This is a genomic window from Microlunatus kandeliicorticis, assembly GCF_014137855.1.
Taxonomy (GTDB): domain Bacteria; phylum Actinomycetota; class Actinomycetes; order Propionibacteriales; family Propionibacteriaceae; genus Microlunatus; species Microlunatus kandeliicorticis.
The window spans coordinates 284762-310986 of sequence record NZ_JACGWT010000001.1 but is presented as its reverse complement, the minus strand read 5'-3'; the positions used below and the strand labels follow the sequence as shown (position 1 = coordinate 310986).

At 72.1% G+C, this 26225-nt stretch carries 19 protein-coding genes and 1 pseudogene; 9 read left to right on the top strand and 11 right to left on the bottom strand.

Annotated features, from left to right (window positions below; all coding sequences use genetic code 11):
- Positions 1 to 94: 94 nt before the first annotated feature.
- Together FHX74_RS01410 and dacB are read right to left on the bottom strand one after the other, a co-directional pair.
- Positions 95 to 1312, bottom strand: a complete 1218-nt coding sequence (locus FHX74_RS01410; RefSeq protein WP_182558904.1) for a DUF1972 domain-containing protein — start codon at positions 1310 to 1312, stop codon at positions 95 to 97.
- A gap of 362 nt (positions 1313 to 1674) precedes the next feature.
- Positions 1675 to 3162: a D-alanyl-D-alanine carboxypeptidase/D-alanyl-D-alanine endopeptidase gene (dacB, locus tag FHX74_RS01405; protein WP_182558302.1), complete on the bottom strand. Its 1488-nt coding sequence runs from the start codon at positions 3160 to 3162 to the stop codon at positions 1675 to 1677.
- Between the two features lie 148 nt (positions 3163 to 3310).
- Here dacB and FHX74_RS01400 point away from each other — a divergent pair, with 148 nt between their 5' ends.
- The gene (locus FHX74_RS01400) at positions 3311 to 3856 is read left to right on the top strand and encodes an inorganic diphosphatase (protein WP_407941454.1); all 546 of its coding nucleotides are present in this window, start codon (positions 3311 to 3313) and stop codon (positions 3854 to 3856) included.
- 36 nt (positions 3857 to 3892) lie between these two features.
- The gene (locus FHX74_RS01395) at positions 3893 to 4900 is read left to right on the top strand and encodes a TRM11 family SAM-dependent methyltransferase (RefSeq protein WP_182558301.1); all 1008 of its coding nucleotides are present in this window, start codon (positions 3893 to 3895) and stop codon (positions 4898 to 4900) included.
- 6 nt (positions 4901 to 4906) lie between these two features.
- Here the strand turns inward: FHX74_RS01395 and FHX74_RS01390 are convergent, their stop codons facing one another.
- Positions 4907 to 5914, bottom strand: coding sequence for an acetylxylan esterase (locus FHX74_RS01390; protein ID WP_182558300.1), 1008 nt, complete (start codon positions 5912 to 5914; stop codon positions 4907 to 4909).
- Between the two features lie 58 nt (positions 5915 to 5972).
- A complete protein-coding gene (locus FHX74_RS01385; RefSeq protein WP_182558299.1) occupies positions 5973 to 6353 on the bottom strand; it encodes a response regulator in 381 nt (126 codons plus the stop codon).
- A 53-nt stretch (positions 6354 to 6406) separates the two neighbouring features.
- Between FHX74_RS01385 and FHX74_RS01380 the strand changes: the two genes are divergently transcribed.
- Both FHX74_RS01380 and FHX74_RS01375 read left to right on the top strand, forming a co-directional pair.
- Positions 6407 to 6925, top strand: a complete 519-nt coding sequence (locus tag FHX74_RS01380) for a SixA phosphatase family protein (RefSeq protein ID WP_220483370.1) — start codon at positions 6407 to 6409, stop codon at positions 6923 to 6925.
- A gap of 656 nt (positions 6926 to 7581) precedes the next feature.
- Positions 7582 to 9039, top strand: coding sequence for a sugar transferase (locus FHX74_RS01375; protein ID WP_182558298.1), 1458 nt, complete (start codon positions 7582 to 7584; stop codon positions 9037 to 9039).
- A gap of 178 nt (positions 9040 to 9217) precedes the next feature.
- On the opposite strand, the gene FHX74_RS21280 is transcribed toward FHX74_RS01375, so the two are convergent.
- The 3 genes and pseudogenes from FHX74_RS21280 to FHX74_RS01365 form a co-directional block, all read right to left on the bottom strand.
- Positions 9218 to 10900, bottom strand: a complete 1683-nt coding sequence (locus FHX74_RS21280; RefSeq protein ID WP_407941459.1) for a right-handed parallel beta-helix repeat-containing protein — start codon at positions 10898 to 10900, stop codon at positions 9218 to 9220.
- A 435-nt stretch (positions 10901 to 11335) separates the two neighbouring features.
- Positions 11336 to 11734 (bottom strand): annotated as a pseudogene (locus tag FHX74_RS21325) (hypothetical protein); the annotation flags it as partial.
- A gap of 597 nt (positions 11735 to 12331) precedes the next feature.
- The gene (locus tag FHX74_RS01365) at positions 12332 to 13720 is read right to left on the bottom strand and encodes a polysaccharide biosynthesis tyrosine autokinase (protein WP_182558296.1); all 1389 of its coding nucleotides are present in this window, start codon (positions 13718 to 13720) and stop codon (positions 12332 to 12334) included.
- Between the two features lie 268 nt (positions 13721 to 13988).
- On the opposite strand from FHX74_RS01365, the gene FHX74_RS01360 reads away from it, so the two are divergent.
- The 4 genes from FHX74_RS01360 to FHX74_RS01345 are packed head-to-tail and all read left to right on the top strand — an operon-like array spanning position 13989 to position 19357.
- Entirely contained in the window at positions 13989 to 15335 is a 1347-nt protein-coding gene (locus tag FHX74_RS01360; protein ID WP_182558295.1) for a hypothetical protein, read from the top strand.
- The gene (locus FHX74_RS01355) at positions 15332 to 16705 is read left to right on the top strand and encodes a polysaccharide biosynthesis tyrosine autokinase (protein WP_182558294.1); all 1374 of its coding nucleotides are present in this window, start codon (positions 15332 to 15334) and stop codon (positions 16703 to 16705) included. The genes FHX74_RS01360 and FHX74_RS01355 overlap by 4 nt, the downstream gene beginning before the upstream one ends.
- 10 nt (positions 16706 to 16715) lie before the next feature.
- Positions 16716 to 17870, top strand: coding sequence for a glycosyltransferase (locus FHX74_RS01350; protein WP_182558293.1), 1155 nt, complete (start codon positions 16716 to 16718; stop codon positions 17868 to 17870).
- A 38-nt stretch (positions 17871 to 17908) separates the two neighbouring features.
- Positions 17909 to 19357, top strand: coding sequence for an MATE family efflux transporter (locus FHX74_RS01345; RefSeq protein ID WP_182558292.1), 1449 nt, complete (start codon positions 17909 to 17911; stop codon positions 19355 to 19357).
- Here the strand turns inward: FHX74_RS01345 and FHX74_RS01340 are convergent.
- On the bottom strand, positions 19323 to 20303 hold the full coding sequence (locus FHX74_RS01340; RefSeq protein ID WP_182558291.1) for a glycosyltransferase family 2 protein: 981 nt from the start codon (positions 20301 to 20303) through the stop codon (positions 19323 to 19325). The two genes, FHX74_RS01345 and FHX74_RS01340, sit on opposite strands and share 35 nt — an antisense overlap.
- 3 nt (positions 20304 to 20306) lie before the next feature.
- Complete coding sequence (locus FHX74_RS01335) at positions 20307 to 20684, bottom strand: DUF7507 domain-containing protein (RefSeq protein WP_182558290.1); 378 nt, start codon at positions 20682 to 20684, stop codon at positions 20307 to 20309.
- Here FHX74_RS01335 and FHX74_RS01330 point away from each other — a divergent pair.
- Positions 20671 to 20985: a hypothetical protein gene (locus FHX74_RS01330; protein WP_182558289.1), complete on the top strand. Its 315-nt coding sequence runs from the start codon at positions 20671 to 20673 to the stop codon at positions 20983 to 20985. The two genes, FHX74_RS01335 and FHX74_RS01330, sit on opposite strands and share 14 nt — an antisense overlap.
- 172 nt (positions 20986 to 21157) lie before the next feature.
- Here the strand turns inward: FHX74_RS01330 and FHX74_RS01325 are convergent, their stop codons facing one another.
- Both FHX74_RS01325 and FHX74_RS01320 read right to left on the bottom strand, forming a co-directional pair.
- Positions 21158 to 23527 (bottom strand): fibronectin type III domain-containing protein, encoded by a 2370-nt coding sequence (locus FHX74_RS01325; RefSeq protein ID WP_182558288.1) that lies wholly within the window; start codon positions 23525 to 23527, stop codon positions 21158 to 21160.
- A gap of 248 nt (positions 23528 to 23775) precedes the next feature.
- Positions 23776 to 26073: a right-handed parallel beta-helix repeat-containing protein gene (locus FHX74_RS01320; protein WP_182558287.1), complete on the bottom strand. Its 2298-nt coding sequence runs from the start codon at positions 26071 to 26073 to the stop codon at positions 23776 to 23778.
- Positions 26074 to 26225 lie beyond the last annotated feature (152 nt).

The following is a 26225-nucleotide window of genomic DNA, read 5'->3' as shown; positions in this document are numbered from 1 at the left end:
AGTACGTCCGGTAACGGCAACATCGTGCCAGCGATCCGCGCCGCGCAAGCGGATGACGAAGAATCTCCTAGGACAACTCAGCTGCGCAGCTTTCTCACGCTCCGCGAGTCGTGCTTCTGCCGCGGGCCGCGAGCCCGGCCACGACGTTCGAGCCAGAAGTCGCACCGGCGGCGGCCCCCCTCCGCACCCCGCGGGTCCAGCCACGGAGGCGCGCTCGACGGCCGGCCAGGTCCTCACAGAGGAGCGCGTAGGCGGAAGCAACCTCGTCCCAGTCGTAACGTCGCGCGGCTGACTGCAGCAGAAGGCCGCGGTCCGTGACTCGAGACGGCTGGGCCTCCGCTGCTTCGACGAGGGCGGCGACGTCGTCAGGAGTTCGGAAGTAGTCACCGAACTGCTCGAGCACCTCCCGGTTGAACCCGACGTCGTAGGCGATCGTGTACGCAGCTGCCCCGGCTGCCCGAAGCAGCGACGGGTTGGTGCCACCGACCGAGTGCCCGTGGAGATAGGTGAGTGCACCGGCATAGAGCTGATCGAGCTGCTCCTGGTCCCAGATCCCGCCGAGGAAGCGGACGCGGCGATCCGCAGCCGCGCGGACCGCCTGGGTGTAAGACGCCGAGTAGGGAGCGGAACCTACCACCACGAGCGGGAGCTCGGCCCGACTACGAACATAACCCTGCACGATCTCGAGCACGTGGTTCTCAGGTTCGAAGCGGGCAACCAGGAGATGGAACTTGCCTGCCGGCAGATCGAGGTCGTCGAGCCTACCGAGATCGCTCCGGTCGGTGATCGGCGCCCCGTAGGCGATCAGGCGGGTTTCGACGCCGAACTCCGAGTTGTAGTACTCGACGATGCCGGCGGCGTCGGCGATCAGCGCGTTCGACCAGCTCACCGCAAGACTCTCGGCCGCTCGGTAATAGCGGGCACCCAAGCCTGACCACTTGGCGCGTTTCCACTCCAGCCCGTCGACGTGTGTGGCGACCGGGATCCGTCGCGCCCGGAGCACAGGCAGGAGAGGGGCGTTCGCCGCGTTGAAGACCAAGGCGACATCACTCCCTGACAGAGCAGGGTGGAGCACTGACCGTGCTGTGTGGCTCAGAGTCTCGAGAGCACGTCGGTGAACCGCCGGGAGCCAGACGAGCTCCATCCCACGGTAGCGGGCGGGCTGCTCTCCAACCGGGTCCTCTGCGTGTCCGTTACCGGACCGACAGAACACCACGACCTGGTGGCCTGCCTCGGCCAGCCGTGAGCCGACCTCCTCGACACATGTCTCGAATCCGCCGTAGCGAGCGGGTACTCCTCGCGTCCCGATCATGGCGATGCGCACGAACGTCCTCCCCTGGCCAGCTCCACGGCCCGACGGTGACGCCACCGCATCCCGACCCGGGGCCGGGGCGGGTGCCGTGGCACCGTCGCACCAATGCGCCGGACATGTGCGTCGACGTCCTCGTGCTGGCCACGGTGCGCGGCGGGGGGACAGAAGCTCGCGAGCCGTCCTTGATCCTCGACGGGAGGTCGAAAAGGGATCGAACGGTCCACCCGGCGACTCCGGCAAGGCCGCCGAGTGAAGCACGAGTGTACCGAAGGCGCAGTGCCGCCGACCGGACAACGGGTGGCACGCGTCAGACGGCAGACGATCGTTCACGGGTGGGGCCTCCGCACCGACCCGCACCGGATTCAGCAGCCGCAGCCGGTGATCGCGGCGGTGACCCGCTGCAGGTAGACCTCGGCCGCGTAGTCGGTGGTGGTGTCGTTGATCACCAGGTCGAACACGGCGGTGGCTCCGCTGCGGGTGCGGACGTAGCCCGCGAGCGCGTGCACCCCGGTCAGCGTGCCGGTCTTGGCCCGGACCAGCCCGAGGGCGGCACCGGTGCCGCTGGCCACGTACCGGCCGTGGCTCTGCAGCAGGCTGCCGGCCGCACCGGCCACCGGCATCCCGGTGAGCACCGGGCGGAGCGCGGGATCGGCGAGCGTCCCCTCCCCCGCGGCGATCCCGATCACCTTGACCATCGTGTCGGGTGCGACCCGGGTCTGCCGGGTCAGCCCGCTGCCGTCCCAGATCACCGTGCCCGGCACCCAGACCCCGAGCTTGACCAGGGTGGCGTGCACCGCCTTCTGGCCGCCGGTGAAGCTGCCGGGCTGGCCGGCGGCCAGCGCGGCCTGCCGGAACACCACCTCGGCGGCGTCGTTGTCGCTGAAGGTCAACAGCCGCTCGACGATCATCGACAGCGGCAGCGACCGGATCGAGGCGATCACCCCGGTCGGCGCGGCCGCCGATCCCGGGGCGTCCGCGCTCGACGGCGTGCCGGTGACCTCGATCCCCTGCTTCTCGAGATAGCCGGCGAAGTCCTTGGCCGCCTCCAGCGGCGGGTCGGAGACCCGCGGTCCCGGGCTGTACCCCGTGACCCGTCCTTCGTCGGCCCACAATGCGCTGATCGGGCTGACCTGGTCGCTGTACGTCGCCGGCCACTTCGGGTTCCACGACGGCCCGCTGAACAGGCTGTCGTCGTAGCCGAGGCTGACCGTGGTCAGCTTGCGGGCCTTGAGCGCCGTCGCGGTGCTGGCAGCCAGCTGCTGGAGCGACGGCCGGGCCGGATAGCTGGAGCTGTCGGTCTTCGCCGCCAGGTAGGGGTCGCCGCCGCCGACCAGCACCACCCGCTTGCCGCTCAGCGTGACCGAGGTGGTGAAGCGGTGGTCGGGGCCGAGCAGGTCGAGCGCCGCCGTGGTGGTGAGCAGCTTGGTGGTCGACGCGGGCGCGAACCCGGTGCGGCCGTTCTGGGACCAGGCGACCTTGCCGCTGGCCAGGTCGGCGACCGCGATCCCGACCTTCCCCTTGAGCCCCTTGGTGCTGACCGACCGGATCCGGTCCGCGAGCTCCGAGCCGTCGAGCCCGGCGTCGCCGCTGACCGGGGCCAGCACCGGGGCGGGCGTGTCCGGACCCCCGGACGGCAGCGCCGGGCTGGGCACACCGGTCGGCGTCCCGGACGCGACCGCCGACGGTCCGCCGGTCGCGCCGGTGCTCGTCGCGGACGGCCGGGTGCCGGCGATCTCGCCCGCTCGCCCGGTCGGGACGATCCCGGTCAGCAGGCCCGCGACGACGAGCGCGGCGACGGCCACCAGCACGCCCGCGGCGATGCCGAGGCGGCGCACCCGGGGTCCGGCCACTCGTCTCCGTCCGTCGCTGCTGGACCGGACCCGGCTCCCTGTGGAGGTGGTCCCGCCGGCCGCGGTCTCGGTTCGGTTCCCGGGGGCGGCTGCCGATAAGGTCAGCCGAGGGGTACCTCGGGTTCGCACATCATAAGAGAGGTCAGCCGTGAGCAGTCACAACATCGGTGCACCGTCCAAGCCGAGCAAGCCGCTGAGCGGTCTGACCTTCGATGTCACCGTCGAGATCCCGAAGGGCAACAAGAACAAGTACGAGGTCGACCACGAGACCGGGCGGATCCGGCTCGACCGCACGCTCTTCACCTCCACCGCCTACCCGGCCGACTACGGCTTCATCGAGGGCACGCTCGGGCAGGACGGCGACCCGCTCGACGCGCTCGTGCTGGTCTCCGAGCCCACCTTCCCCGGCTGCCTGATCAAGTGCCGGGCGGTCGCGATGTTCCGGATGACCGACGAGGCCGGGGGCGACGACAAGGTGCTCTGCGTCCCGGCCGACGACAGCCGGCGCGACCACGTCAGCGACCTCGGCGACGTCCGGCCGTACCTGCTGCTGGAGATCGAGCACTTCTTCACCGTCTACAAGGACCTCGAGCCGGGCAAGTCGGTCGAGGGCGCCACCTGGACGGGGGTCGAGGAGGCCGAGGCCGAGGTGCGCGCCAGCTTCGAGCGGGCGAAGGCCGCCGGTCATCACTGATCCGGCCCTCGCCGACCGGCTGACCGGGGGTCTCCGGTGCGGTTGCTGATCCTGGTCGAGCCCTCGGCCAACCGTGTCTACGCCCAGCAGGCCCCTGCGCTGGCCGCCGCCGAGCTGACCGTGCTCGGCGGGTCCGCCGTCGGCTCCGCCACGCCGGTGACCGTCGCCGGAGTCGACTACCTCGAGGTCGAGACCGGGCTCGACGAACCGCGGGCCGCCGAGCTGGCCGCCCGGTCGAGCGTCTGCTTCGCCGTCTACGTCCGCGAGGGCGACCTCCTGCGCCCGGTCGAGCGGCCGGTGCTCGACCACTTCGAGGACGACCTGGTCACCATCCCGAAGTACCCGGGCAAGACCAACGAGCAGTTCACCCGGTTGCTGGTCGGCCTCGCCGCGGCGTCGGCCACCCGCCCGCTCGACGACGCCGTGCTGCTCGATCCGCTGTGCGGCCGCGGCACCACGCTCAGCACCGGGCTGCGGCAGGGGTACGACGTCGCCGGCGTCGAGACCGACGGCAAGGCGGTCGAGGCCTATGCCGCGTTCCTCAAGACCTACCTGCGCCGCAAGCGGCTCAAGCACCGCTGCGAGCTGCACCCGGTCCGCCGCGAGGGCCGGAGCCTCGGCCGGCGGCTCGAGGCCGAGGTCACCTCACCGGTCGACGGCCGGAAGCTCGACCTCGAGGTGTTCACCGGCGACGCCCGCGACTCGGCCGCGCTGTTCGGCCGGCGCCGGTTCGACCTGGTGGTCACCGACGCGCCCTACGGCGTCGCCCACGGCAGCACCAGCGGGAGCACCACCGGGAAGCGACGGAGCCGGTCGGCCGCCGACCTGCTCACCGAGGCGCTGCCGGTGTGGGCGGGTCAGCTCAAGAAGGGCGGCGCGCTGGCGCTGAGCTGGAACACCTACGGGATGACCCGCGAGGCGCTGAGCGCGGTGGCCGTCGACGCCGGTCTCGAGCCCCGGGACGACGACGCGTACCTGCAGTTCGCCCACCGGGTGGACGCCTCGATCCACCGCGACGTCTTCGTGGCGGTGCGCCCGGCCTGAGCCGGCTCAGGCGAAGCGGTCGGCGATCCAGGCCAGCCGCGCGCCGAGCTGGTAGGGGCCACCGCCCTCGTGCCCGTTGTGGCTGTAGACCGCGATGTGCTTGTCGGTCTGCCCGGTGCGCTCGGCGTAGGCGTGGTAGGCGGCGAAGACCGTCGACGGCGGGCAGACCGGGTCCATCAGCGCGGCCGAGAACAGCGTCGGCGCGTCCGCCCGGCGGGCCAGGTTCACGCCGTCGAAGTACGAGAGCGTCCGTTCGGCGGCCGGTACCTGGTCACGCCAGCCCGCCAGGAACTGGGTGATCTCGCCGTAGGGGTGGGCGTCGGTCAGCGCGACCGCGCGCCGGAAGTGGCACAGGAACGGGACGTCCGGTGCGGAGCCGAGCAGCCGGATGCCCACCCGGGGCGCGAGGCCGGCCGCGGCGATCGACAGGCCGCCGCCCTGGCTCGCGCCGGTGACCAGCAACCGGCCGGGGTCGACCAGCGGGCTGGTGGCCGCGGTCTGCAGCGCGCGGACGGTGTCGACGTAGACCCGCCGGTAGTAGTAGGTGTGCGGGTCGGCGATGCCGGCGGTCATGAAGCCCGGCGAGTGGTGGATGCCGGCCTCGGGCGCGTCGTCGGGGGTCGGGTCGACGCCGCCGGTGCTCCAGCCCTGGCCGCGGGTGTCCATGATCAGGTGCGCCCAGCCGGCCTGGGCGTACACGGTGTCGGCGTACGGCAGCCCGCGGCTGCCTGAGTAGCCCTGGAACTGGACCACGCAGGGCAGCCCGGCGCCGGGCTGGGTGCCGGCGGGAACGTGCAGCCAGGCGCGCACCCGGGTCCCGCCCCAGCCGGTGAAGACGACGTCGTAGCTGTCGATCAGCGCCAGGTGGTTGTCGATCGGGGTGAACGTCGGATCGAGGTCGAGCCGGTCGACGGTCGCGAGCGTCTCGTCCCAGAACGCGTCGAAGTCCGCGGGCTCGGCCACCTCGGGCCGGTACTCCTGCAGGGCGTCCAGATCCAGTTCCACCAGGGCCACGCGCGGCAGCCTAACGACGCCGGTCCGGCCAGGGCAGCCGGGTCAGCGGGCAGCCGGGTCAGCGGCGCTCGGCGGCCACCGTCGCGATCAGCCGGACCAGCTCGTCCTGGCGGGCGGTCTTGACCAGCTGTGCGCGGGCACCGGCCCGGAGCGCCGCGTCCACCACCGCGTCGGACTCGAACTGGGTCAGCAGGATGACGGCCGGGCCGTCCGCAGCGCCACTCAGCGCGCCGATCACCCGGTGCTGGTCGAGGTCGGGCATCGCGAAGTCGAGCAGCACGACGTCCGGGCGGGCCGCAGCGGCGCGGGCGACGACCGCGGCCCCGTCGTCGGCCTCCGCCACCACCTCGAGCCCGGGCTCCGACCCGAGCCGGCCGACCATCAACATCCGGGCGAGCGGGTCGTCGTCGGCCACCAGGACCCGGATCGGTGCGTCCACGGCACGAGGGTAAGCGGGTCACGGGGACCCGTGCCGTCGGGTTGGATGGACGGGTGACCGCACCCACCGCGTCCCGCACCCTCCTCCTGCTCCGGCACGCCGACGCCGAGGAGGTCGGTGGCGGACGCGACCGGGACCGCCCGCTCAGCGCGCACGGCCGCGGCCAGGCGGCGGCCGTCGGCCAGGTGCTCCGCGCCGCAGGGCTGCTCCCCGACCGGGTCCTCTGCTCCCCGTCGCTGCGCACCCGCCAGACCCTCGAGGGCCTCGGGCTGCCCGGGCTCGACCCGGCCTCCGAACGGGTCGAGCTCGCCGACGCCGTCTACGAGGCGGGCAGCGACACGCTGCTCGAACTCGTCCGCGCTCTGCCCGCGGACGTCCGCACCGCCCTGGTGGTCGGCCACGCCCCAGGCGTCCCGCAGCTCGCGCTCGACCTGGCGGGACCGGGGTCGGACGCGGAGCTGCTGGGGCAGCTCGAGAGGCGTTTTCCCACCGCGACCCTGGCCCGGATCACCGTCGAGGACGCTTGGTCGCACCTGGATCAGGGACAGCTGATCTTCTTGCGCTTCGGCTGACCGGCTCTGAGCCGGTCCATTCGCCGCGAAAAAGCGATCGGGCAAAGTTCCTGAATATTTGCTGAAGCAGCACTGAATGCGGGAATTACCTTTCCTCAGACGGCGGCACTCCGGGCGTGTGTCCTCGGCCACAGCCCACGTTCCCCGAGAAAGAGCCGGTGCGCGGGTGCGCTCCGTGTTCCCTACCCCAGCGAGGGCCGGGATTTCTGTGCACACAGCGATTCCGGTCCACCCGGTGCGCGATCTTGCGACCTCGGAACCACCGGGGGCCGGCTGTCGCGAGCTGTCCTGCCCGTGAACGACACGCGGCGATCACGAAACGTCGCGTCAACCTCTGGACGTCGTCCCCCTGTCCGGTAATATTCATGGCGTTCACGGGGGAACGTTCGAAGCCTTGGGGGCCTCGACGGTGGGATGGGACCACCGGCCACACTCTTGACACCGCTCAAGCGGCTGTTTCCGCGTGCACGAGTCGAATATCTGCTCCGATATTCGACTTGGGGGACAACGGGGGAAACAGTCGAATGCGAAGCCTTGCCGGTGAGTCGCGTTCAGGCCCGGAGACGGTTGGGGATACCGCCTCCGCACTGGACCGCTCGATCACTGCCCGGACCGACCACGCCCTGGACGAGCTCTCCGAGCTCGACCGGGAGGACATGCTCGGGACCGCGGCGCCGTTGCTGCCTGCCCCCGCTCCGTCGAGCGGGCGCACCAGTCGTTTCACCACCTGGACCCGGCGCTACGTCGCGGCCACCGTGCTGGCCGACGTGGCCGTCGGACTGATCGCCGTGCTCGTCGCGACCCACGTGCTCGAGGCGCTCGACCGTCCGTTCTGGCCGGTCTCGATCGCGCTGCTCGCGGGGGCCGTCGCCTGGCCGGTCGCCATCGCCTCGGCCCACGGGTACGAGCGCCGCAAGGTCGGCGTCGGTGGCGACGAGATGCGGGCCGTGCTCCGCGCGGCGATCGTGCTCGTGGTGCTCACGGCCCTGCCGGCCGGCCTGTTCGACCTCCGCTCGTTTCTCGCGCTCGCGGTCTTCACCGCGCTGCCGGCGATGCTCGGGAGCATCGGCGTCCGCTACGTCGGCCGCAAGATCCTGCACCGCCGCCAGCGCAGCGGCCTCAGCGTGCGACGTGTCGTCGTGGTCGGCAGCCTCTGGTCGACCGCCGACCTGGTCGGTGTGCTGGGCCACGCCACCCACAACGGCATGCAGGTCGTCGGTGTGTGCGTTCCCGCCGCGGAGGCGGCCCGAGCCGCCGAGCTCGGACTCACCGTGCTCGGCGACCTCGACCACGTCCCCGCCGTGATCCGTGAGTTCGGCTGCGACGCGGTCGCGGTCACGGGTGGTGAGGCCACGCGGCACAACTACCTGCGCGAGCTCGCCTGGTCGCTCGAGGGCGAACGGGTCGAGCTGCTGGTGCACCCCGGCCTGGTCGAGGTGGCCGGCCCGCGCATGCACATCCGCCCGTACGTCGGTCTGCCGTTGCTGCACATCGACCAGCCGCACTTCGCGGGCTGGCGCCGAGTGTTCAAGCGGCTGGTCGACATCGTGCTGACCGGGATCGGCCTGCTGCTGATCTCCCCGGTGCTGCTGGCGATCGCGGTGGCGGTCAAGCTCGAGGACGGCGGCCCGGTGCTGTTCCGCCAGACCCGGGTCGGTCTCGACGGCCGCACGTTCACCATGCTCAAGTTCCGCTCGATGGCCGTCGACGCCGAGCAGCGGCTGGCCGCTCTGCTGGAGCAGAACGAGGGGGCCGGCCCGCTGTTCAAGATGGTCGACGACCCGCGGGTGACCCGGGTCGGTCGCTTCCTCCGCAAGTTCAGCCTCGACGAGCTGCCGCAGCTCTTCAACGTGCTGGCCGGCTCGATGTCGCTGGTCGGGCCCCGCCCGCCGCTGCAGTCCGAGGTGGACGCCTACGCCCGCGACGCCCGGCGCCGGCTGCTGGTGACCCCGGGACTCACCGGGCTCTGGCAGGTCAGCGGCCGCTCGCTGCTGAGCTGGGAGGAGACGGTCCGTCTCGATCTCCGCTACGTCGAGAACTGGTCGCTCACGCTGGACCTGTTGATCCTGTGGAAGACGGTCTTCGCGGTGCTCGCCCGCCGCGGGGCCTACTGATCGGGTCGCTCACCGGGTCGACCGGGGACAGCGCTGTGGGCCGCGACCAGAGGTCGCGGCCCACGGTGCTCCCCGGGTCCGGGTCTCGCCCTTGTCACCCGGACCCTGGGCGACCGCCCTTCCTGCGGTCGCCGCTCTGGGCCGGACCGGTCGGGTCAGACCGGTCGGCGTCCGGAGATCAGCGGCCCGGGCCGAACGCGCCCGGGAGGAGCTGGCCGGCGATCCCACCGAGCAGCCCGGCGATGTCGCCGGGCAGCGAGTCGGCGAGTCCGGTCGGCGCGGCGGCGAGTCGGTAGTCACCCGCACTCGGGTCGACGAAGCTGGCCGCCGGGTTGTTCGCCCAGACGCTCCCGCCCTCCAGGCCGGTCGCCTGCTGGAAGCCGGCGAGGGTCTTGTAGAGCGTCGTCCCGCTGGTCTGCCACCAGACGTAGTTCGGGGTCTGGCCGGCAGCGCCGGCGTAGACCACGTTGTGGTCCATCCGGGTGATCATGGCCGCGGCGACGGCCGGCGACGCCGGCTGCCCGTTGACCTGGGTGCTGATCTTGAAGCTGTAGTTCTGGGTCCCCCAGAGCACGTTGCCGACGAGCTCGGTGGCGGTGGTGTCCGGACCGACGTTGGTCCAGCCACCGACCCCGTACTGGCGGGTGTCGTCGTAGACCCAGATCCCGTTGTTGTTGTTGATCATCGTGTTGTTGTAGACCCGGGTGTGGGCCGACCCGACCACGATGCCGTAGTTGTTGTTGACCACGAGGTTGGCCGCGATCACGCCCCGGTCGGACACCTCGTAGAAGATGCCGCGGTTGTTCTGGTTGCGGACGACGTTGTAGGTGATGTTGACGTCGACACAGGCCAGGTCGCACCAGATGCCGTTGGCCGGGCCGCCCGAGTTCTCGACCAGGTTGTTGGTGATGGTGGCGCCCTTGATCTGGGTCAGCTTGAGCGCGGCCTGCCCGCAGGACGCCGCGCACTTCTCACCGAAGCCCTCGGCGTTGTTGTGCTCGAAGACGTTCGAGTCGATCACCAAATTGTTCACCGGGCTGGAGGCGCTGCTGTACTGCCAGAGCCCGGTGTAGCCGTTGTCGGCGAACACGTTGTGCCGCAGGGCGGAGCCCTCGACCGGGTTGTACAGCATCACCCCGCCCGCCGCGTTCTGGCTGAACACGTCGTTCTCGAAGACGGCCATCGAGGAGCCGACGTAGACCGCCGCCTGGGTCAGGTTGTTGTACTCGTTGGTGGCGTACTTGCGGAAGCCGATGCCGCGGATGGTGTAGCTGGTCTTGTTGGCCAGGATCATCGCGATGGGCCGCTTCGTCACCTCGATCTGGTGACCGGCCGGGTTGAACCCGAGCACGACCTTGCGGTTCGTCCAGTCGTAGACGAAGGAGCTCGGGGTCAGCTGGGAGACGTCGGCGACCTGACGGAGCTGGACGCCGTCGACGAAGACCATTTGCGGGTCCATGGCCATCGGGTTCGACGGGTTGTTCGCGTTGTCGTAGTGCGCGCAGGGGCCGTTGTTCGGCGAGACCGACTGGTCGGTGAGGGCCCGGCTGTAGTACTGCCCCTGGCAGAACTGCGGGGTGCTCCAGGCCAGGGAGTACCGACCCAGGCTGTCCGCGGTGAACGAGGAGCTGGGGACGATGTCGGTGCCGTCGAACCAGACCTGCTCGTGCGGGAAGTTCTGGAAGGTCAGCGCCTTGCCGATGAAGCCCCAGTTCCCGGATGCGTCGTGGTACCAGTCCCGGTAGACGCCGCCGCGGATGACGATGGTGCCGCCGGCCGGCGCGAGGGCGACGGCGCGGTTGAGCGTGCGGACCGGGCTGCCCTGCGAACCGTTGTTCGCGTCGTCGCCGGTGGTCGACAGGAAGATCGCGTTGGCGGGGAAGGCGTAGTTGGTGTCGGGGATCGTCCGTCCCGAGGTGTCGAGGTCGGTCGGGCCGGTGGGCAGCCGACGCGCGTCCGGAACCGGCGCGCTGGTCGGGGCCGCACTGGTCGGAGCCGCGCTCGTCGGGGCCGCGCTCGTCGGAGCCGCGCTCGTCGGGGCCGCGCTCGTCGGAGCCGCACTCGACGGAGCCGCACTCGACGGAGCCGCGCTCGTCGGAGCCGCGCTCGTCGGAGCCGCACTCGCCGGAGCCGCACTCGTCGGAGCCGCACTCGACGGAGCCGCACTTGACGGAGCCGCACTCGCCGGAGCCGCACTCGACGGAGCGCTGGTCGGGGCCTTGCTCGGGCTGCTGCCCGGAGCCGGCGAAGGAGCGGTCACGGTCGACGCGCTGGTTGCGGGGACGGCGTAGAAGCCGATGCCCTTCTTGGTCCATCCGCTCTTCTGCAGGGCGGTGGCGGTGGCGGTGCTCGCGGTCTGCCGGTGCAGCCCGCCCTTGGTGAAGGTCAGCACCGGCGTGGTGCACGCGGCGCTGACCGAGCTGGCGAGGAAGTTGGTGCCGTTGTCCGTGTAGCCGGCCTTGACCAGCGTCTTGATCTCGGTCGCGTCCGCGGTCCAGTAGGCGTCCCACGCCTTCGCCCGCACGAGGCGGTGCACCTGGACCAGGCCCGTGCCCGAGGTCGCAGCCTTGAAGGCGACCGACAGGTCGGTGCTGTAGCCGTAGCGGGATCCGGCGTTCGCGGCCTCGGTGGCGCTCGTGGTGAGCAGCTGCATCCCGATGGCCGGGTTGACCCGCTGGTAGACCGGCTGCTTCATGGCGGCGCAGTTCACCGGGGCGGGCGCCTTCGCGGTCGTCTTGGCGGTCGTCTTGGCCGTCGTCTTGGCGGTGGTCTTGGTGGTCGCCTTCTTGGCGGTCGACTTCTTCGTGGTGGTCTTCTTGGCCTTCTTGACGACCTTGGTCGGCTTGGAGCCGGCGGTGGAGGACGTGGAGGAGGAGGACGCAGCGCTGGCCGTGCTCAGCACGGGCAGAGCGGTGGCGCCGAAGCCGGCCAGCACGGTGCTGACGGCGGCCAGAGCGGCAACGGAACGGAAGGTGGTCACGGGAGTTGTTCCTCGCGATTGGGCCGAGCTTCGGCCGACGGACGTGGTCGGTCCCCGATCCCCTGAATCCCCGTGCCCGCATCGATCGCGAGAGAAGCCGTCCCGTTTCCCCTAGGACTTCCTCGCCGCCGGTGGTGTCACCACACCGTCCGATCGGGTGTTCTGAACGCTAGCAACGGCCCCGCCGGCCCAACAATGACGCTGTGTGCACGATCGCGCGGCAAAACGTGCACGACGACGAAGGCGTCCGAGGACGACCACCGACGCCGGCGGCCGGCGGCGCGGCGCGCGGCGAACCCGGCGGGCGGGTGGTCAGCGTCGGGCGGCGCCCGCCACCGATCGCTCGTAGCGGCGGAGCTCCGTCCGGCCGGCGCGATGCCTGTTGACCACCACGCCGAGCACCCGGACGCCGGCGGTGCCGGCGGTGCGCAGCGCAGCGAGCGCGACGTCGCGCCGGGTCCGGTCCTCGGCCACGACGGCGACGGCGAAGTCGGCGCGGCCGGCGGCGCTGAGCCCGTCGGCCGTGGTCAGCGGAGCGGTGTCGATCACGATCACCTGATAGCTCCGGCGGAGGTCGGCGAGCACGGCACCGAATGCCTCGCCCGCGAGCAGGTCACCGGCTCGCTCGGTGCGTGCCCCGGCGGTCACCAGTTTCAGCGGTGAACCCTCGAGATCGCGGACGGGCGGCTGGCTGCCCTCGTCGTGGGCGACGGCGTGCGCGCCCACCGGCTCGAGCGTGCGGGCTGCGCCGAGCAGCTCGACCAGACCTGGTTCGGTCGGGGCACCGGTGAGCTGGGCCAGCGCCGCGCGATCGAGGTCGGCGTCGACGAGGACCACCCGGGCCCCGGTCTCGGCGACGGCGTCGGCCAGGCCGAGCGCGACCTGGGTGCGCCCCTCGGCGGCCGTCGCCGACACCACGGCGACGACCAGTCCGGCCTCGTCCGCCGACCCGACCCGCTGGGCGAGCACCTGGGCCCGGAGCTGGCGGTAGGCCTCGGCACGCGCGGACGCCGGTGCCGGCTGCCAGGTGCCGCTCTGGACGACGGGGTCCTCGGGCACCGTCGCGAGCACCGGCAGCCCGGTGCTCGTCTCGGTCTCCGCCACCCCGACCATGGTCGGGCGACGGGCCTGCTGGACCAGTGCGACCACCACGCCCACGACGAGTCCGAGGAACAGACCGCCGAGGCCGAACTGCCAGAGCACCGGGAACACCGGCCCGGTCGACGACTGCGGGCCGGAGACGAGCGCGACGTCGACCCCCACCCCGTTCTTGTTCTGGTTGTCCAGGCCCTCGACCAGGCCCGGGAACACCTCGACCAGCGCGGTGGCCATCCGCTGCGCGGTCGCCGCGTCGGCTGCGGTGGCGATCCCGGTGACCAGCACCGTGTTCTGGTTGTAGGTGGAGGCCAGGTGGCCGCGGACCGAGTCGACGGGGACACCGCTGCGCCGGCTGACCAGCTGGGCGACGCGTTCGCTGGTGAGGATGGCGCCGTAGGAAGCGACCCGGTTCTGCGCGAACTGGCCGGTGTCGACGGCGCCGCTGCTGGCGGCCGTGGTCGCCACGTAGAAGGTCACCGTGCTGGTCCAGCGCTGAGGGACGACGACGAAAGCGGCCACACCGGCAGCCAGCCCGATCACGACCGCGATCAGCAGCGCGACCCAGCGCCGCCGCAGTGCCCGCAGAAAGGGGCGAAGACCCATCGCGATCGATCCTTCCGGGACCAGGGGAGCTGGTTGTCGGGTGCCGTCCACTGCCGGTCCACGCTGAAACGGGGCGCGCGAAAGGCCGGAGTCCGATCGGGGATTCTAACGGTCCCGGTATCGAAATGCCGGTGCAGCGGAATGGCGCGGCCGGGAAAGCTGAGATCGTTCCCGGAATTCCTCCGTGGCCTCGTCAGAGCGCGGTCGAGCGACGGCGCGGAGTCTAAGATCGCCCGAGACGATCTCGCGTGCAGGACGGAACAGACAGATGTCGGCCACCGAACTCGACCGCCTGCTGGCGTACGCCGCACTGGCGGCGCTCGGCGTGCTCGGAGTGGTGGCGCTGCGGCGGTGGCCCCGACTGGCTGCGGCGGTCCTGGTGGTCACCTTCGCCTTCGTCCCGATCTGGCTCGGTGTGACGGTGATCGCCTACTGGCAGCCGGCCAGCGTCGCCGCCGGCGCCGTGGTGGTCGCCCTGCTGCTCCGCCGCTCCCGGCACGTCTGGAGCCTGCCGGACCTGGTCGGGGTGGCCCTGCTGTTCGTCGTCGCGGTCGAGCTCGGATTCGGGATGATCGGCCTGACGCCCGCCTTCACCGCGGTCACGGTCTACGGCTTCGCCTACCTGGCCGGGCGGCTGGTGGGGCGTTCGGTCGACGCCGGATGGCTGAACGGACTGGTGGCCGTGGTCTTCGGTCTCGCCGGCGCACTCGCCGTGGTCGAGTTCGTGACGGGTCTGAACCCGTTCACCACCTATCTCCGCTTCGGCGACGCCGACCTCCTGTCGGTCTGGGGCACGATCCAGACGCGGGCCGGACTCCCCCGCGCGGAAGGTGCCTTCGGCCACTCGCTCGCGTTGGGGTCGTCGATGGCCGTCGGGGTGGCGCTGGCCCTGAGCAGCCGGTTCCGGCCGGCCGTCCGCCTCGCGCTGGTCGCGGTGATGGCCGCGGCGGCAGCGGTCACCCTCTCGCGGACCGGGATGGTGTGCTGCATCCTGGCCGTCCTGCTCAGCGTGGTCTGTCTGCGACACGGGCTCGGGCGACGTCTGCGGGTGATCCTGGGCGGTGGCCTCGTCGTCGGTGGGGCCGTCCTGCTGGTGCTGTTGCGCACGGTGTTCGTCGAGTCCGGTGCCGAGGCCACGAACAGCGCGGCCTACCGCGGTCGGCTGCTCGACCTGGTCACGGCGATGAGTCCCTTCGGCCTCACCTCGCAGTACTCCCTGTCGTCGACCGGCACGCCGTCCTACGGCGGGTTCGCCTCGATCGACAACGCGGCGTTGCTGACGGGCCTGACCTACGGCTGGGTCCCGGTGCTGGTGCTGCTCGTCCTGCTCGCCGGTGCTGTCCTGCGCGCCGTGCAGCGGCGTGCGGGCGCGGCGACGATCGCGGTGATCGCCCTGGTGCCCGCCTTCTTCACGGTGGCCTTCATCACCCAGTACGCGCTGGTCGCCTGGTTCGTGGTCGGGCTCGCGGCCACCGAGCTCGAGACCGGCGCACGACGCTCGCCGCGGCGCCGACCGGCGATCCCGTTCACGGTGCCGGTCCGAGCACGCGACGCCGCCACCCCGGTGCTGACCGCACCCCCGTCGTTCCCCCGAGTGTCAGGAGCACGCCGATGACCCCGATCTCCCTGCTCCGGACGCGGGGCCGCCGAGCCCTGCTGGTGCTGGTCTGCACCGTGCTGGGAGCGGTCGCCGTGCTCGGGCTGACCCTGACCCAGCAGAAGCAGTACACGGCGACGCGGCAGGAGTACGTGACCTTCAACGGCGCCAACTCACCCAACCAGCTGCAGCAGGGCGCGGCCTACACGACCAACCAGATGCAGTCCTTCGGCGAGCTGGCCACCTCGGCCCGGGTGTTGCGACCGGTGATCGAGCAGCTCGGCCTCACCGACACCGTGAGCCAGCTCCAGAAGCGTGTGGTGGCCACCACTCCGCGCGGCACCGTCGTGCTCCAGCTCGAGGTCACCGACCCGGACCCGGCACGAGCGGCACGGATCGCCAACGCCGTCGGTGACCAGTTCGTCGACCTGATCGATGCGATCGGCCCTCGGGGTACGACCGGTCAGAGCCTGCTCTCGGTCCAGACCATCGAGACCGCGCAGCCGCCGTCCGGGCCCTCGGCGCCCCGGACCAGCCGCGACGTGGTGCTCGGCGCCGTCGTCGGGCTCGCCGTCGGAGCGGCGCTGGTGCTGCTGCTCACCGGCCAGGACGACCGGGTGCGGACCCCCGGGGTCGTGGCCCGCACGGTCGGCGTCCCGCTGCTCGCCACGATCGGTCGGAGCGCGCCGACTGCCTCCGGCGCGCGGGCGACCGCCTCGGCGGCCGACAGCCGGCTGGCCGAGTCGGTGTCGGTGCTGCTCCGCGGCGACGGCCCGACGCGGCTGATGGTCACCGCGCCGACCCCGGACTGCGGGAGCTCGGTGGTCGCCCACCAGATCGCGCGGGTGCTGGCCGACCAGGGCCGACCCGTGGTGGTCGTCGACACCCAGCTGCGGCGTCCCGCGAACGAGCGACCGCTCCCCGCTCGCGCCGAGGCCGGTCTGGCCGACGTGCTCAGCGGGCAGCACCCGGTCGGCGACGCCGTGGTCAGGGCGCCCGGGACGGCCTACGACGTGCTCGGCTCCGGGCACACCGCAGAGGCCGATGCCGCCCCGGGCGAGCGACACGGCGCTCGCCACACAGTCGAGGGGTCCGCGCTCCGAGCGGTGCTGGACGACCTCGGCCGGCGTTACGAGGTGGTCATCCTCGACGCCGGCGCCGTGCTCACCGTCGTCGATCCGGTGGTCCTCGGGTCCTTCAGCGACGCCACGCTGGTCGTCGCCGACGCGGACCTCACCCAGCGCGACGAGCTGTCCCGCGCGGTCCAGGTCCTCGGGCTGGCCGGGGTCGCGGCGTCGGGGGTGGTGCTGACGACCTCCCGGAAGCAGCCCCGGTTCGCGCCGTCCCGAGCGGACACGACCTTCGCGCCGGCGCACTCCACGAGCTGAGCACCGGTCCATGCCCCCCGCCACGCTCCGCCACCCCCGCGCGCGCAGCTACACGGTGCTCCGCACCGCCCATCTGGAACGCGCCCGCGACTTCCGTCCGGCCAGCATCCTCTACGGACGGCGCCGTTACGACTTCGATCCGAGCCTGGCCGAGGGACTCGATCTGCACCCGACGAGCCCGCCGGCCGTGCTGACGGCACTGCTCCGCAACCCGCGGGTCACCGCGGTCGAGGTGAACGAACCACTCCAGCTCGACGCGCTGCCCCGGTCACTGGCGGTGGTCGCGGCCGCCCGGCTGCGGAAACTGCGCGGTCGACCGCTCCAGGTGGTCAGCTACGCGATCGAGAACCGCGACCCGTTCGACCGGGCCGCCCGTGCGCAGCTCGTCCGGGGGGCCGGGGCGGTCACCGCCGCGAAGCGGCGGGTGAAGCTGGCCGGTCAGCTCGCCGGTGCCCAACTGCTCGCGGCAAGCCTGGATCGCCTCGCCTTCGGCACCCCCGGCGCCGAGTCGCTCTATCGTCGCCGCCTGGGTCCGGCGCTGCGCGGCGTGGCCCAGCGGACTCTGCCGGCGCTGCCCGCGCCGTGCACCTGCCCACCCCGGGATCGCGACGCCGATCGCGTGCTGTTCGTCGGAGCGCTCCATTCGCGCAAGGGCATCACCCAGCTGCTGGCGGCCTGGCCCGGAGTGCTCGCGGCCCGGCCGTCGGCCCGGCTCCTGGTGCTGGGTGCCGGAGACCTCCTGCCGGAGGTCCGGGACGCGGCCGCGCGGCCCGCGGTCGCCGGGAGCGTCGAGGTCGTCGTCGACCCGCCGCGGGCCGAGATCCACGCGGCGCAGCGGAGCGCCTCCGTCGCCGTGCTGCTCTCGCAGCGTTCTCCGCGCTGGCGGGAGCAGGTCGGCCTCCCGGTGGTCGAGGGCCTGGCGCACGGGTGCGCCGTGGTCGCCTCCACCGAGACCGGGCTGGCCGACTGGCTGGCCGGACACGGCCACCGCGTGCTCGACCCGGACTGCGGACCGGAGCTGCTGGCGCAGGCCGTGGTGGCTGCTCTCACCGAGGGCCGCAGCGCCGGGGACGTCCTCGGCGACCTGCCCGCGGTCGACGGCCGACGGACCGCGGACGAGTGGCTGCTGCCCGACGAGCCGGCAGAGCACCGGGCGGACGCATGAAACCGCCGGGCGGGATCCCCGAGACCGGGCAGGAGACGGTGAACGGGACCGCGGACGCCGACCAGGACCTGGTGGCGACCGAGGCCGTCGAGAGCCTGGCACCGCCGACGAGCGAACCGGCCGCCGCCCCGGCGACGGGCCGGCGGGGAGCCCGGACTGTCTGGCGGAGCGTCGGCAAGAGCGCGGGTGCCCGCATCCTCGTGCTGCCGGTGAGCGCCCTGCTGGGGATCGTGGTGACGCGCCTGGTGATCGAGAACTACGGCACGGCCGCCTTCGGGCAGTACGGGCTGCTGGTCGGCATCGGCACGCTGCTGCCCTTCGCCGACCTCGGCATCTCGGCCGCGATCATGAACGTGGTCGCCCAGTCCGAGAACCCGCGCGACGACGACCGGCTGCGTCGGACCCTGATCACCTCGCTGCGGTTGCTGACGCTCTCCGCGGCCGTGATCGTGCTGGTCAGCGTGATCATCACGCTGCTCGGGATCTGGCCGCTGCTGCTGGGCGGCGGGCTCGATCCGGTCTCCGGGCCGGCCGCGGCCGCGTGGTGTCTGGCCCTGATCGGGATCACGGTGCCCCTCGGCGTGGGACAACGGATCCTCAGCGGACTCGGCAGGAACCACGTCACCGTGCTGACCGTCGGGTTGCAGACCCCGATCGTGCTGCTGGTGCTGGTCGCCATGGTGACGCTCGGTCTGCCGGGCGGGGGGTACGTGGCTGTCGTGGCCTTCGCGGCGACCCTCGTGCTCTCGATCGCCACCACGCTGGCGGCGGCCAGGATGATCACGCCGACGCTGGGCAGGGCTGTGCGCGCCGCACCCCGACTGCGCACGGTCCGCGGGGCCCCGGTCTTCTCGACCGCCTGGCCCATGCTCATCCAGATGATCGCGCTGCCGATCGCGATGCAGACCGACCGCCTCGTCCTCAGCCACGTCGGGCGCCTGGCCGAGCTGCCGCGCTACAACCTCGCCTCGCAGATGTTCACCCCCATCTGGGCCGTCACCAGCGCCGCCGGGGTCGCACTGTGGCCGATCTTCGCCAAGGACCGGGCGCGGGGCCGGCGCGACGCCGGTTCGGCATTCCGGATGTCGCTGGTCTTCGCGGGAACCGCCGCGCTGGTCGCGGTCGTCGTCGCGCTCTGCTCGGGGCTGCTGGCGCGGTTGGCCAGCGGTGGCGCCATCACGCTGCCCGTCGGGCTGCTGGTCGCGTTCGCGGTGCTGATGGTCTTCCAGGCGGCGAAGTACCCGCTGGGGATGTTCCTGACCGACCCGCCCGGTCTCCGCTTCCAGGCCTACATGATCCTGGCCATGCTGCCGGTCAACCTCGGGCTGTCGATCGCTCTCGCGGTGCCGCTGGGGGCGATGGGTCCGGTGATCGGGTCGGCGATCGGGGTCGGCCTGTTCCAGGTGCTGGCCAACGCGCTCTACGTCCGTCGCACCGCGCGCCGGCAGGCGCTCACCCCGTCGACGGCCCCGGCCGCCGACGACTGAGCAGGGCCCGCAGCGCGACCAGCATGCCCTCGAGCGATCCCCGGACACCGGCTCGCAGGTGCGCGGGGTGGGTCAGCAGGTGTCGGCGCCCACCGCGGCAGAGGATCTGCCAGCTCTCGCGCGGGGTCAGCACGATCCAGCGCACGAGCCCGCCGCGGTCCAGGTGGCGCGCCCCGAACAGCAGTCGGTTCCGGCAGTTGTAGCGGTAGTAGACGGCCGACTTGACGTCGTCGCGGTCACGGCCGGAGTGCGCGTCGCGGTGGGTCCCGCCCTCGTCGTGGACGACCGTCAGGTCCTCGAGCAGTACCAGCGAGAGTCCGGCGCGCACCGCCCGGACGCTGAAGTCGACGTCTTCCCAGTAGAGGAAGTAGGGCTCGTCGAACCCGTCGAGGTGGTCGAGGACGTCGCGGTGGAAGGCCAGGCAGGCACCGGTCAGCCAGTCGACCCACCGGCCGGTCGGCTCGCCCTCACCACCGGGTCGCGACCCTTCCGGCGTCGAGGACCCGGACCACCCGCCGCGCGTCCGCCCGCTGCGCAGGTCGAGCTGCGATCCGCGGAAGTAGCGCCGCCCGGTGCTGGTGACCATCACCGGGCTGATCAGCGCGTCGGGACGCTGGAGGCAGCGGTCACGCAGCACCGACAACGCCTCCGGGGTCATGCGGGCGTCCGGGTTGAGCAGCAGGAAGCAGGCGAATCCGCGCTCGCGGGCGTACCGCAGGCCGGCGTTCACCCCACCGCCGAAGCCGAGGTTGGCCGGCTGGGGCAGACAGGTCCAGCCCCGCGCCGAACAGAGCGCGAGAGCGGCTTCGCGCGACGCGGGGGTGTGCAGGTTGTCGACGACGACGACCTCCAGCCACGGGACCTGCGGGAGCTGGAGCTCCTCGAGCAGGGCGTGCGACCCGTAGTTGACGATCACCACCGCGAGCCGGCCCTCAGGGTGGGCCACGGCTCAGATCGCCCGGCCGACGAAGACGACGGTGGGCAGGGTCGGCGCGACCGAGACCTCGATCCTGATCTTGCCGCGCGCGCTCTGGGCGATGTTGTAGACGTACACACCGGTCGCCTTGGCACCGGGCGCGAGCGAGCCCGAGAACGGGCGCGCCGGGCTCGCGGTCATCTGTGACGCCGGGGCGCCGGCCGCATCGGACACGTTGATCACCACCGTGGAGAGCCCGACCCGTCGGTTCCCGGTGTTCGTCACCGTGAAGGTGAGGGCGACCGCCGGCCCCGCCACCTCTCCCGGGCCCTGGGCCTTCGAGGTGATCGACTTCTGTCCGGTCACCTGGACCCGGACCGCGTTCACGGTGGCGGGCTTGTCGATCGCCACCGGCGACTTCGTCGGGACGGCGCTGGGTGACACCGTGCTGGTGACGCTGCCCGGGGTGGGCGGCGCGACCGGGGTGCTGGCGGGCGTCCCGGTGGCCCCGCTGCCCGAGGACCCGGTGGCCGGTGGCGGGGTGACGCTCGTCGGAGCCGAGGTCGGCGATCCGCTCCCGCTGGTGGGGCTCGTCGGGGTCGGGGTGCCGCCGGCGTCCGGGGTGTTGCCGCTGCAGCCCGCCAGCAGGACGCCGACGGCGACCAGCCCGACCGACCAGGCGGTCAGCCGTCGCGGGAACTCCGGTCGGTGACCACCGCGGGGCAGGGGGGACGGGGAACACGCCGGCACGTGCGGATCCTTTCTCCGCTCCGGAGCGTCCGGAGCCTGGTGGCCGACGCCTCGACGCGACCGGTGTCCATTGTGAGGGGGTGTGAGTCGATCGTGGGGCGCCCACGGCCGGCGGGCCGGGACGCTCCGGGCGTTCAGAGCGCCTTGACGACGAGGTTGTCGAAGCGCAGCGTGAGCGCGGCCGCGACGGTGCGACCCTTCACGCTGACCGTGGACTTCGGGTCGATGCTCGCGACCACCCCGGACCAGCCGGCGGCCGGGCCACCGGTGACGCCCTTGGTCAGCTGCGGCTTGCTCGGCACCGTCGACCCGGTCCAGACCCGGCCGGCCAGGACCGCCCCCGATCCGGAACCCGGGGTGGTGGTCGCCAGCTGGAGGTGGAGGACCGTGCCGGCCTTGTAGGTGAGTCCTTTGGGCGTGGTCGACGCGAGGGTGGTCGTCTTGCCGGACCGCACCGACGCGAGGACGAGCTTCACCGTGCCCCCGGCCTGCAGCCGGAGCTGGAGGCGGTAGTCGCCGGAGCTGGTGCCGCGGCTCTGGACCGCGTAGACCACCGCACCGCTCTTGGGCACCGCCGGCGCGGTGACGTCGACGGTGGTCGTGCTGTTCGCCGCGGTGACCTTGCGCAGGGCGGCGCTCGTCGTGCTGCCCGCCTTGACGGCGGTCCGGCCGGAGCCCTGGGTGACCGAGAACGCCCGCGAGCTGCTCAGCGTCCAGGAGCCACCCGGCTGCGCCGCCGGCCAGCCGGAGGTGGCCGAGGAGCCGAACTGGTCGCGGGCCAGCACGGTGCCGGCAGCCGGCTTGGCCGGCGCGGGGGCCGGAGCCGGGGTGGGCGTCGGCGTCGGCGTCGGGGTCGGGGTCGGGCTGGCCTGCCGCGACGAGCCGTCGTCGGCCGGCGTGGTGACGGTCGCCGCACCGCTGGTCACGGAGTTGCCGTTGAGGTCGGTCGCCTTCACCGTGTAGCTGTAGGTCGTCGACGGGGCCACGGTCGTGTCCTGGAAGCTCCGGGTCGGCAGGTTCCAGAACTGTGAGGTGCCGGTCAGCGTGGTCAGCGGGGTGCTGAGGTCCGACCGGTAGACGGTGTAGGTCAGGTTCTGGTCGTCGCGGTCCCAGGTGCTCGGCCAGGTCAGCTGGACGCTGGTGGCGCTGGTGGCCATCGCGGTCGGCGTGCTGGCCGCGGACGACACCTGCGGGCCCATCTTGTCGGGCGCGAGGGACGGGACGGTGAACCGGACCAGGCCCTGCTGCTTGACCCCGTTGACGGTGAGGAACTCACCGCCCTCGACCAGGTAGCTGCCGCTCGACTCGACGGTCCAGGCTGCCTGGCTCTGGCCGGTGAAGGTGCCGATGGTCAGGTCGGGGAACCAGTTGTACATCGCCGCCGCCGGCTGTCCGGCGAAGTTCGCGTACCCGTTCTGGCCGTTGGTCTGCACGGTGCCCACCGGGCTGAGGCTCACCGCGTCGGTCCGCTGCCAGCGGCTGCGCGGGCTGGTGTCGGGGAAGGAGCCGATGTTGGCGCAGTAGTGGTGGTGGCTCACGGTGTAGACGGCGCCGCCGAACACGTTGGCGTCGTAGGTGTCGCCGTGGCAGTCCTCCATCGACTTGATGGTGCCGGTGGCCACGTCGGCGGTGAACATGCCTTCGAAGTTCCCGGTGCCGCCGAACCAGAATGCGGTGGCGAGCACCAGCGACCCGGAGACGTGCACGCTGTAGATGCCGGCGCTGTTGCCGTAGTTCTTGACGACCTTGTTCGCGGCGAACGGCAGCGACGCCCCCGTGCTCGTGCTCAGCGACCCGATGCCGGGTGCGCTGACCCCGTTGAGCGTGCTGAAGATGCCGCCGACGATCAGCCGGGTGCCGTCCGTGCTCAGCGCCATCGAGTAGGGCGTGCTGTCGGCCGTCGGCGCCCAGCCGAGCGTCGCTCCGGTGCTCGGCGACACGGCCGCCAGGTCGGTGCGGGCCACGCCGTTGACGGCCTTGAACCAGCCGCCGAGGTAGACCGCCGAGGACGAGACGGCGATCGAGAAGACGTTCGAGCTGACGTTCGGGGCGAACGTGGTGACCAGCGCACCGGTCGTGGTGTCGAAGGCGGCGACCCGGTTGCGGGTCTTGCCGTTCACCGAGGTGAAGGAGCCGCCGATGTAGAGGCGCTTCTTGTCCGGCGAGAGGGCCATCACCTTGATCGGACCGTTGACCGTCGGAGCGAAGCTCGTCATCTTGCCGGTGCTGAGGCTGTAGGCCATCAGGTTGCTGCGCGGCGACTCGTTGGTCCCGGCCGGCGAGCCGGCCGGCCGTGCCGAGGTGAACTGGCCACCCGCGTACACGGTGTCGCCCACGATCGCCTGGTCCCAGACGACGCCGTTGATCTGTGCCGTCGGGAGCGCGTCGGCGGTCACCATCGAACTCGTGCGGCTCAGGATCGGCGGCACCGTCGCCGCGGCGGCCGGGCGGGCGCTGCCGAGAACCGACAGGGTCGCCGCGACCAGGCTGAGCGCGACCAACACGATGCTGCTCCGCCACGAAGCGCGCGCAGCGGTACGACGAACCGGTGTCATGGATGTTCCCCCGTCAGCGAGCCTGCGGGCGAACCACCGCCCACCGGCGCCTCCCCCAGCGCCTGACTCGAATTCCCTGATCATAACCGAAAAGGGATCACCCTGCTTTTCGGTGCACTCGCCGGATGCCGGGAAATTTCAGCAGTTATTCAGTGTGCGGCCCGGAATTCGAACGGGTCACCGATCGGGTTGCGGGGTCAGCCGAAACGGTGTTCGGCGGCCGCGAGGAGCCGTCCCCGGCCGTCGTAGGCGCTGACGGTCAGGCGGTAGCCGTCGGTCGCCGGTCCGAGACCGGTGAAGGCCTTCGGTGCGAGCTCCACCGCCCACCCGCCGGCGTTGAGCGCGACCGGCAGCGTCAGGCTGCGCTCGGAGCCGTCGAGCCGTGCGACCAGGGTCGCAGGCGGCGGGCCGACCACGTTCGCCTGGACGGCCACCGGCTCCGCCGGCACGGCACTGCCCGGGATCCCGCCGAGGTCGAGCCGGCCGACCCCGGTCACGCCGGGAGCCCCACGCGGCACCGCCTCGCCGGTCGGCAGACCGAGAACCGCCGCCACCCGGGGCGGGACCGGCACGCCGGGGTTGGCCGCCCGGTAGCCGGGGTCGAGGTCGTAGTCACCCGTGGCGGGATCGACGAAGAAGGGTGCCCGGTCGCCGTCCTCGATCTGCGAGGAGTGCTGTTCGACCCGGCGGCGGGCGGTCAGCGCCGCGAGGTCGGTGTACAGCTCGTGGCTGCCGATCTTCTCCTCCCAGTAGTAGACCCAGGCGGAGGACCCCGGCGGGCGGAAGTAGCTGTTCGCGTCGGACTGTCGGACGAACTCCGACGGCGTGGTGTTCCCCGCCCCGCCCGGCCCTCCGGCTCGGACGTCGACCTGGGGACGCTGTTCCGCTCCCCCGCTCACCAGGTTGTCGACGAAGCGCAGCTCGCGGGTGTCGGGTGGGAGCCGGTAGCCCTTGAAGGTGCCGGAGCGCGGGTCGTCGTAGAGCAGCGCGCCGGAGTAGTTGTCGACGATCGAGTTGTTGTAGACCCCGGTCCGGGTCGACCCCACCATGATCCCGCTGGCCTTGCTCTGCCAGCCGTTGTGCAGCACCAGGTTGTCGGCGAGCAGTCCCGTCTCCGACAACTCGTAGCCGAGGCCGAAGTTGCCGTTGCCGACGACGAGGTTGCCGCTGACGGTGACGTCGGAGCACCAGGTGTCACACCACCACCCGGAGGCACGCCCGCGGTTGTGGGAGAACGAGTTGTCGCGGATGACCGCGCCGCGGAGGAACGACATCTTGGCCCCGGCCGCTCCGCACGACTCGTCGCAGTCGGCGCCGAACCCGGCCGTGTTGTTCCCGTCGACACTGGAGTTCTCGAGCCGGAAGTCGTCGCGCTCCCCGGTCCGCGCCGAGCCGTCGACCCACAGACCGTCGAAGCCGTTCCCCGAGAGGTAGGCGCCGCTGATCACCAGCTTCCTCGCCTGCCAGGTGAGGACGCCGCCCCCCGAGTTGGCCGTCGCGGCGACCCGCTCGATCCGGCCGCCGAGGGTCCGGTTGAGGACCAGGGCGCCAGACGTCTGGTTGGTGTACTCGTTGGTCGCGTAGTGCCGGAAACCGATCCCGCGCACCGTGAAGGAGCGGGTGCCGCCGCCGAAGACGGCGAGGCCGGTGGGCCGCCGGGCCAGCTCGACCCGGTGCCCGGCCGGATCGACCCCGAGATAGAGCCGGTGACCCGCGTGGTCGTAGGAGAACCCCCCACGGCGGGCTGCCTCGGCGCGGGTCGCGTACTGCGTCAGGGCCGCACCGTCCAGCCACGCCTGCTGCGGGTCACCCACGACGCCCGAGGCCATGTCGGGATGACTGCAGGGGCCGTCGGCCGTCTGCCGGCCGAGCAGTGTCGACTCGTAGTCGCCGCCGCAGAGCCCGGGCGTGCGCCAGGGCGTGCTCCAGAGTCCGTCGCCGTCCCGCCGCCACTGCGCGACCACGTCGCTCCCGTCCAACCAGACCTGTTCGTGCGGATAGGCCTGGACGGTCAGGGACTTCGTGACCCAGCCGGTCGAGCCCTCCCGGTAGACCCCGGCCCGCATCACGATCGTCGCTCCGGGCCGAGCCACCGCGATGGCCTGTCGGAGCGTGCGGACGGGCTGCTGGAGGCTGCCGGGCCAGCCGTCCTCGCCGCTCGGCGCCACCACCACCGCATCGGCCGGCACCGGGTAGTCGGTGTCGAGGGCGGCCGCCGCGTTGGCCGGGATCTGCGGTTCGGTGGGCGCGGCGGAGCTCGCGGACGACGCCGGCTCGGTGCGGTGCAGCAGCAGGACGACCAGACCGGCCACCAGCGCGAGCACCACCGCGACGACGGCGGCGACCAGCAGCGCGCGCCGCCGTCCGGGTCGAGGCGCCGGCGGTTCGTCCCGCCCGACCTCACGGTCGAGGTTCGGGTCGCCCGCGGCTGGACCGTCCGTTCGCTGCGCGGGCGTCTGGTCGACCCGGGCCGACGTGAGACCGAGGCTGCTCACCGGCACCGCCTGGCCGCCACCCGGCGCGGGAGCTCGGCAGAACCGACGTTCATCCGACCTCCTCGATGGTGAGCAGCACCCACCCGGCGAAGAATTCGCCGAGGTGCGCGGGAATCTGGGGAATGACGGGAATGCGCGAGAACAACCCGAAA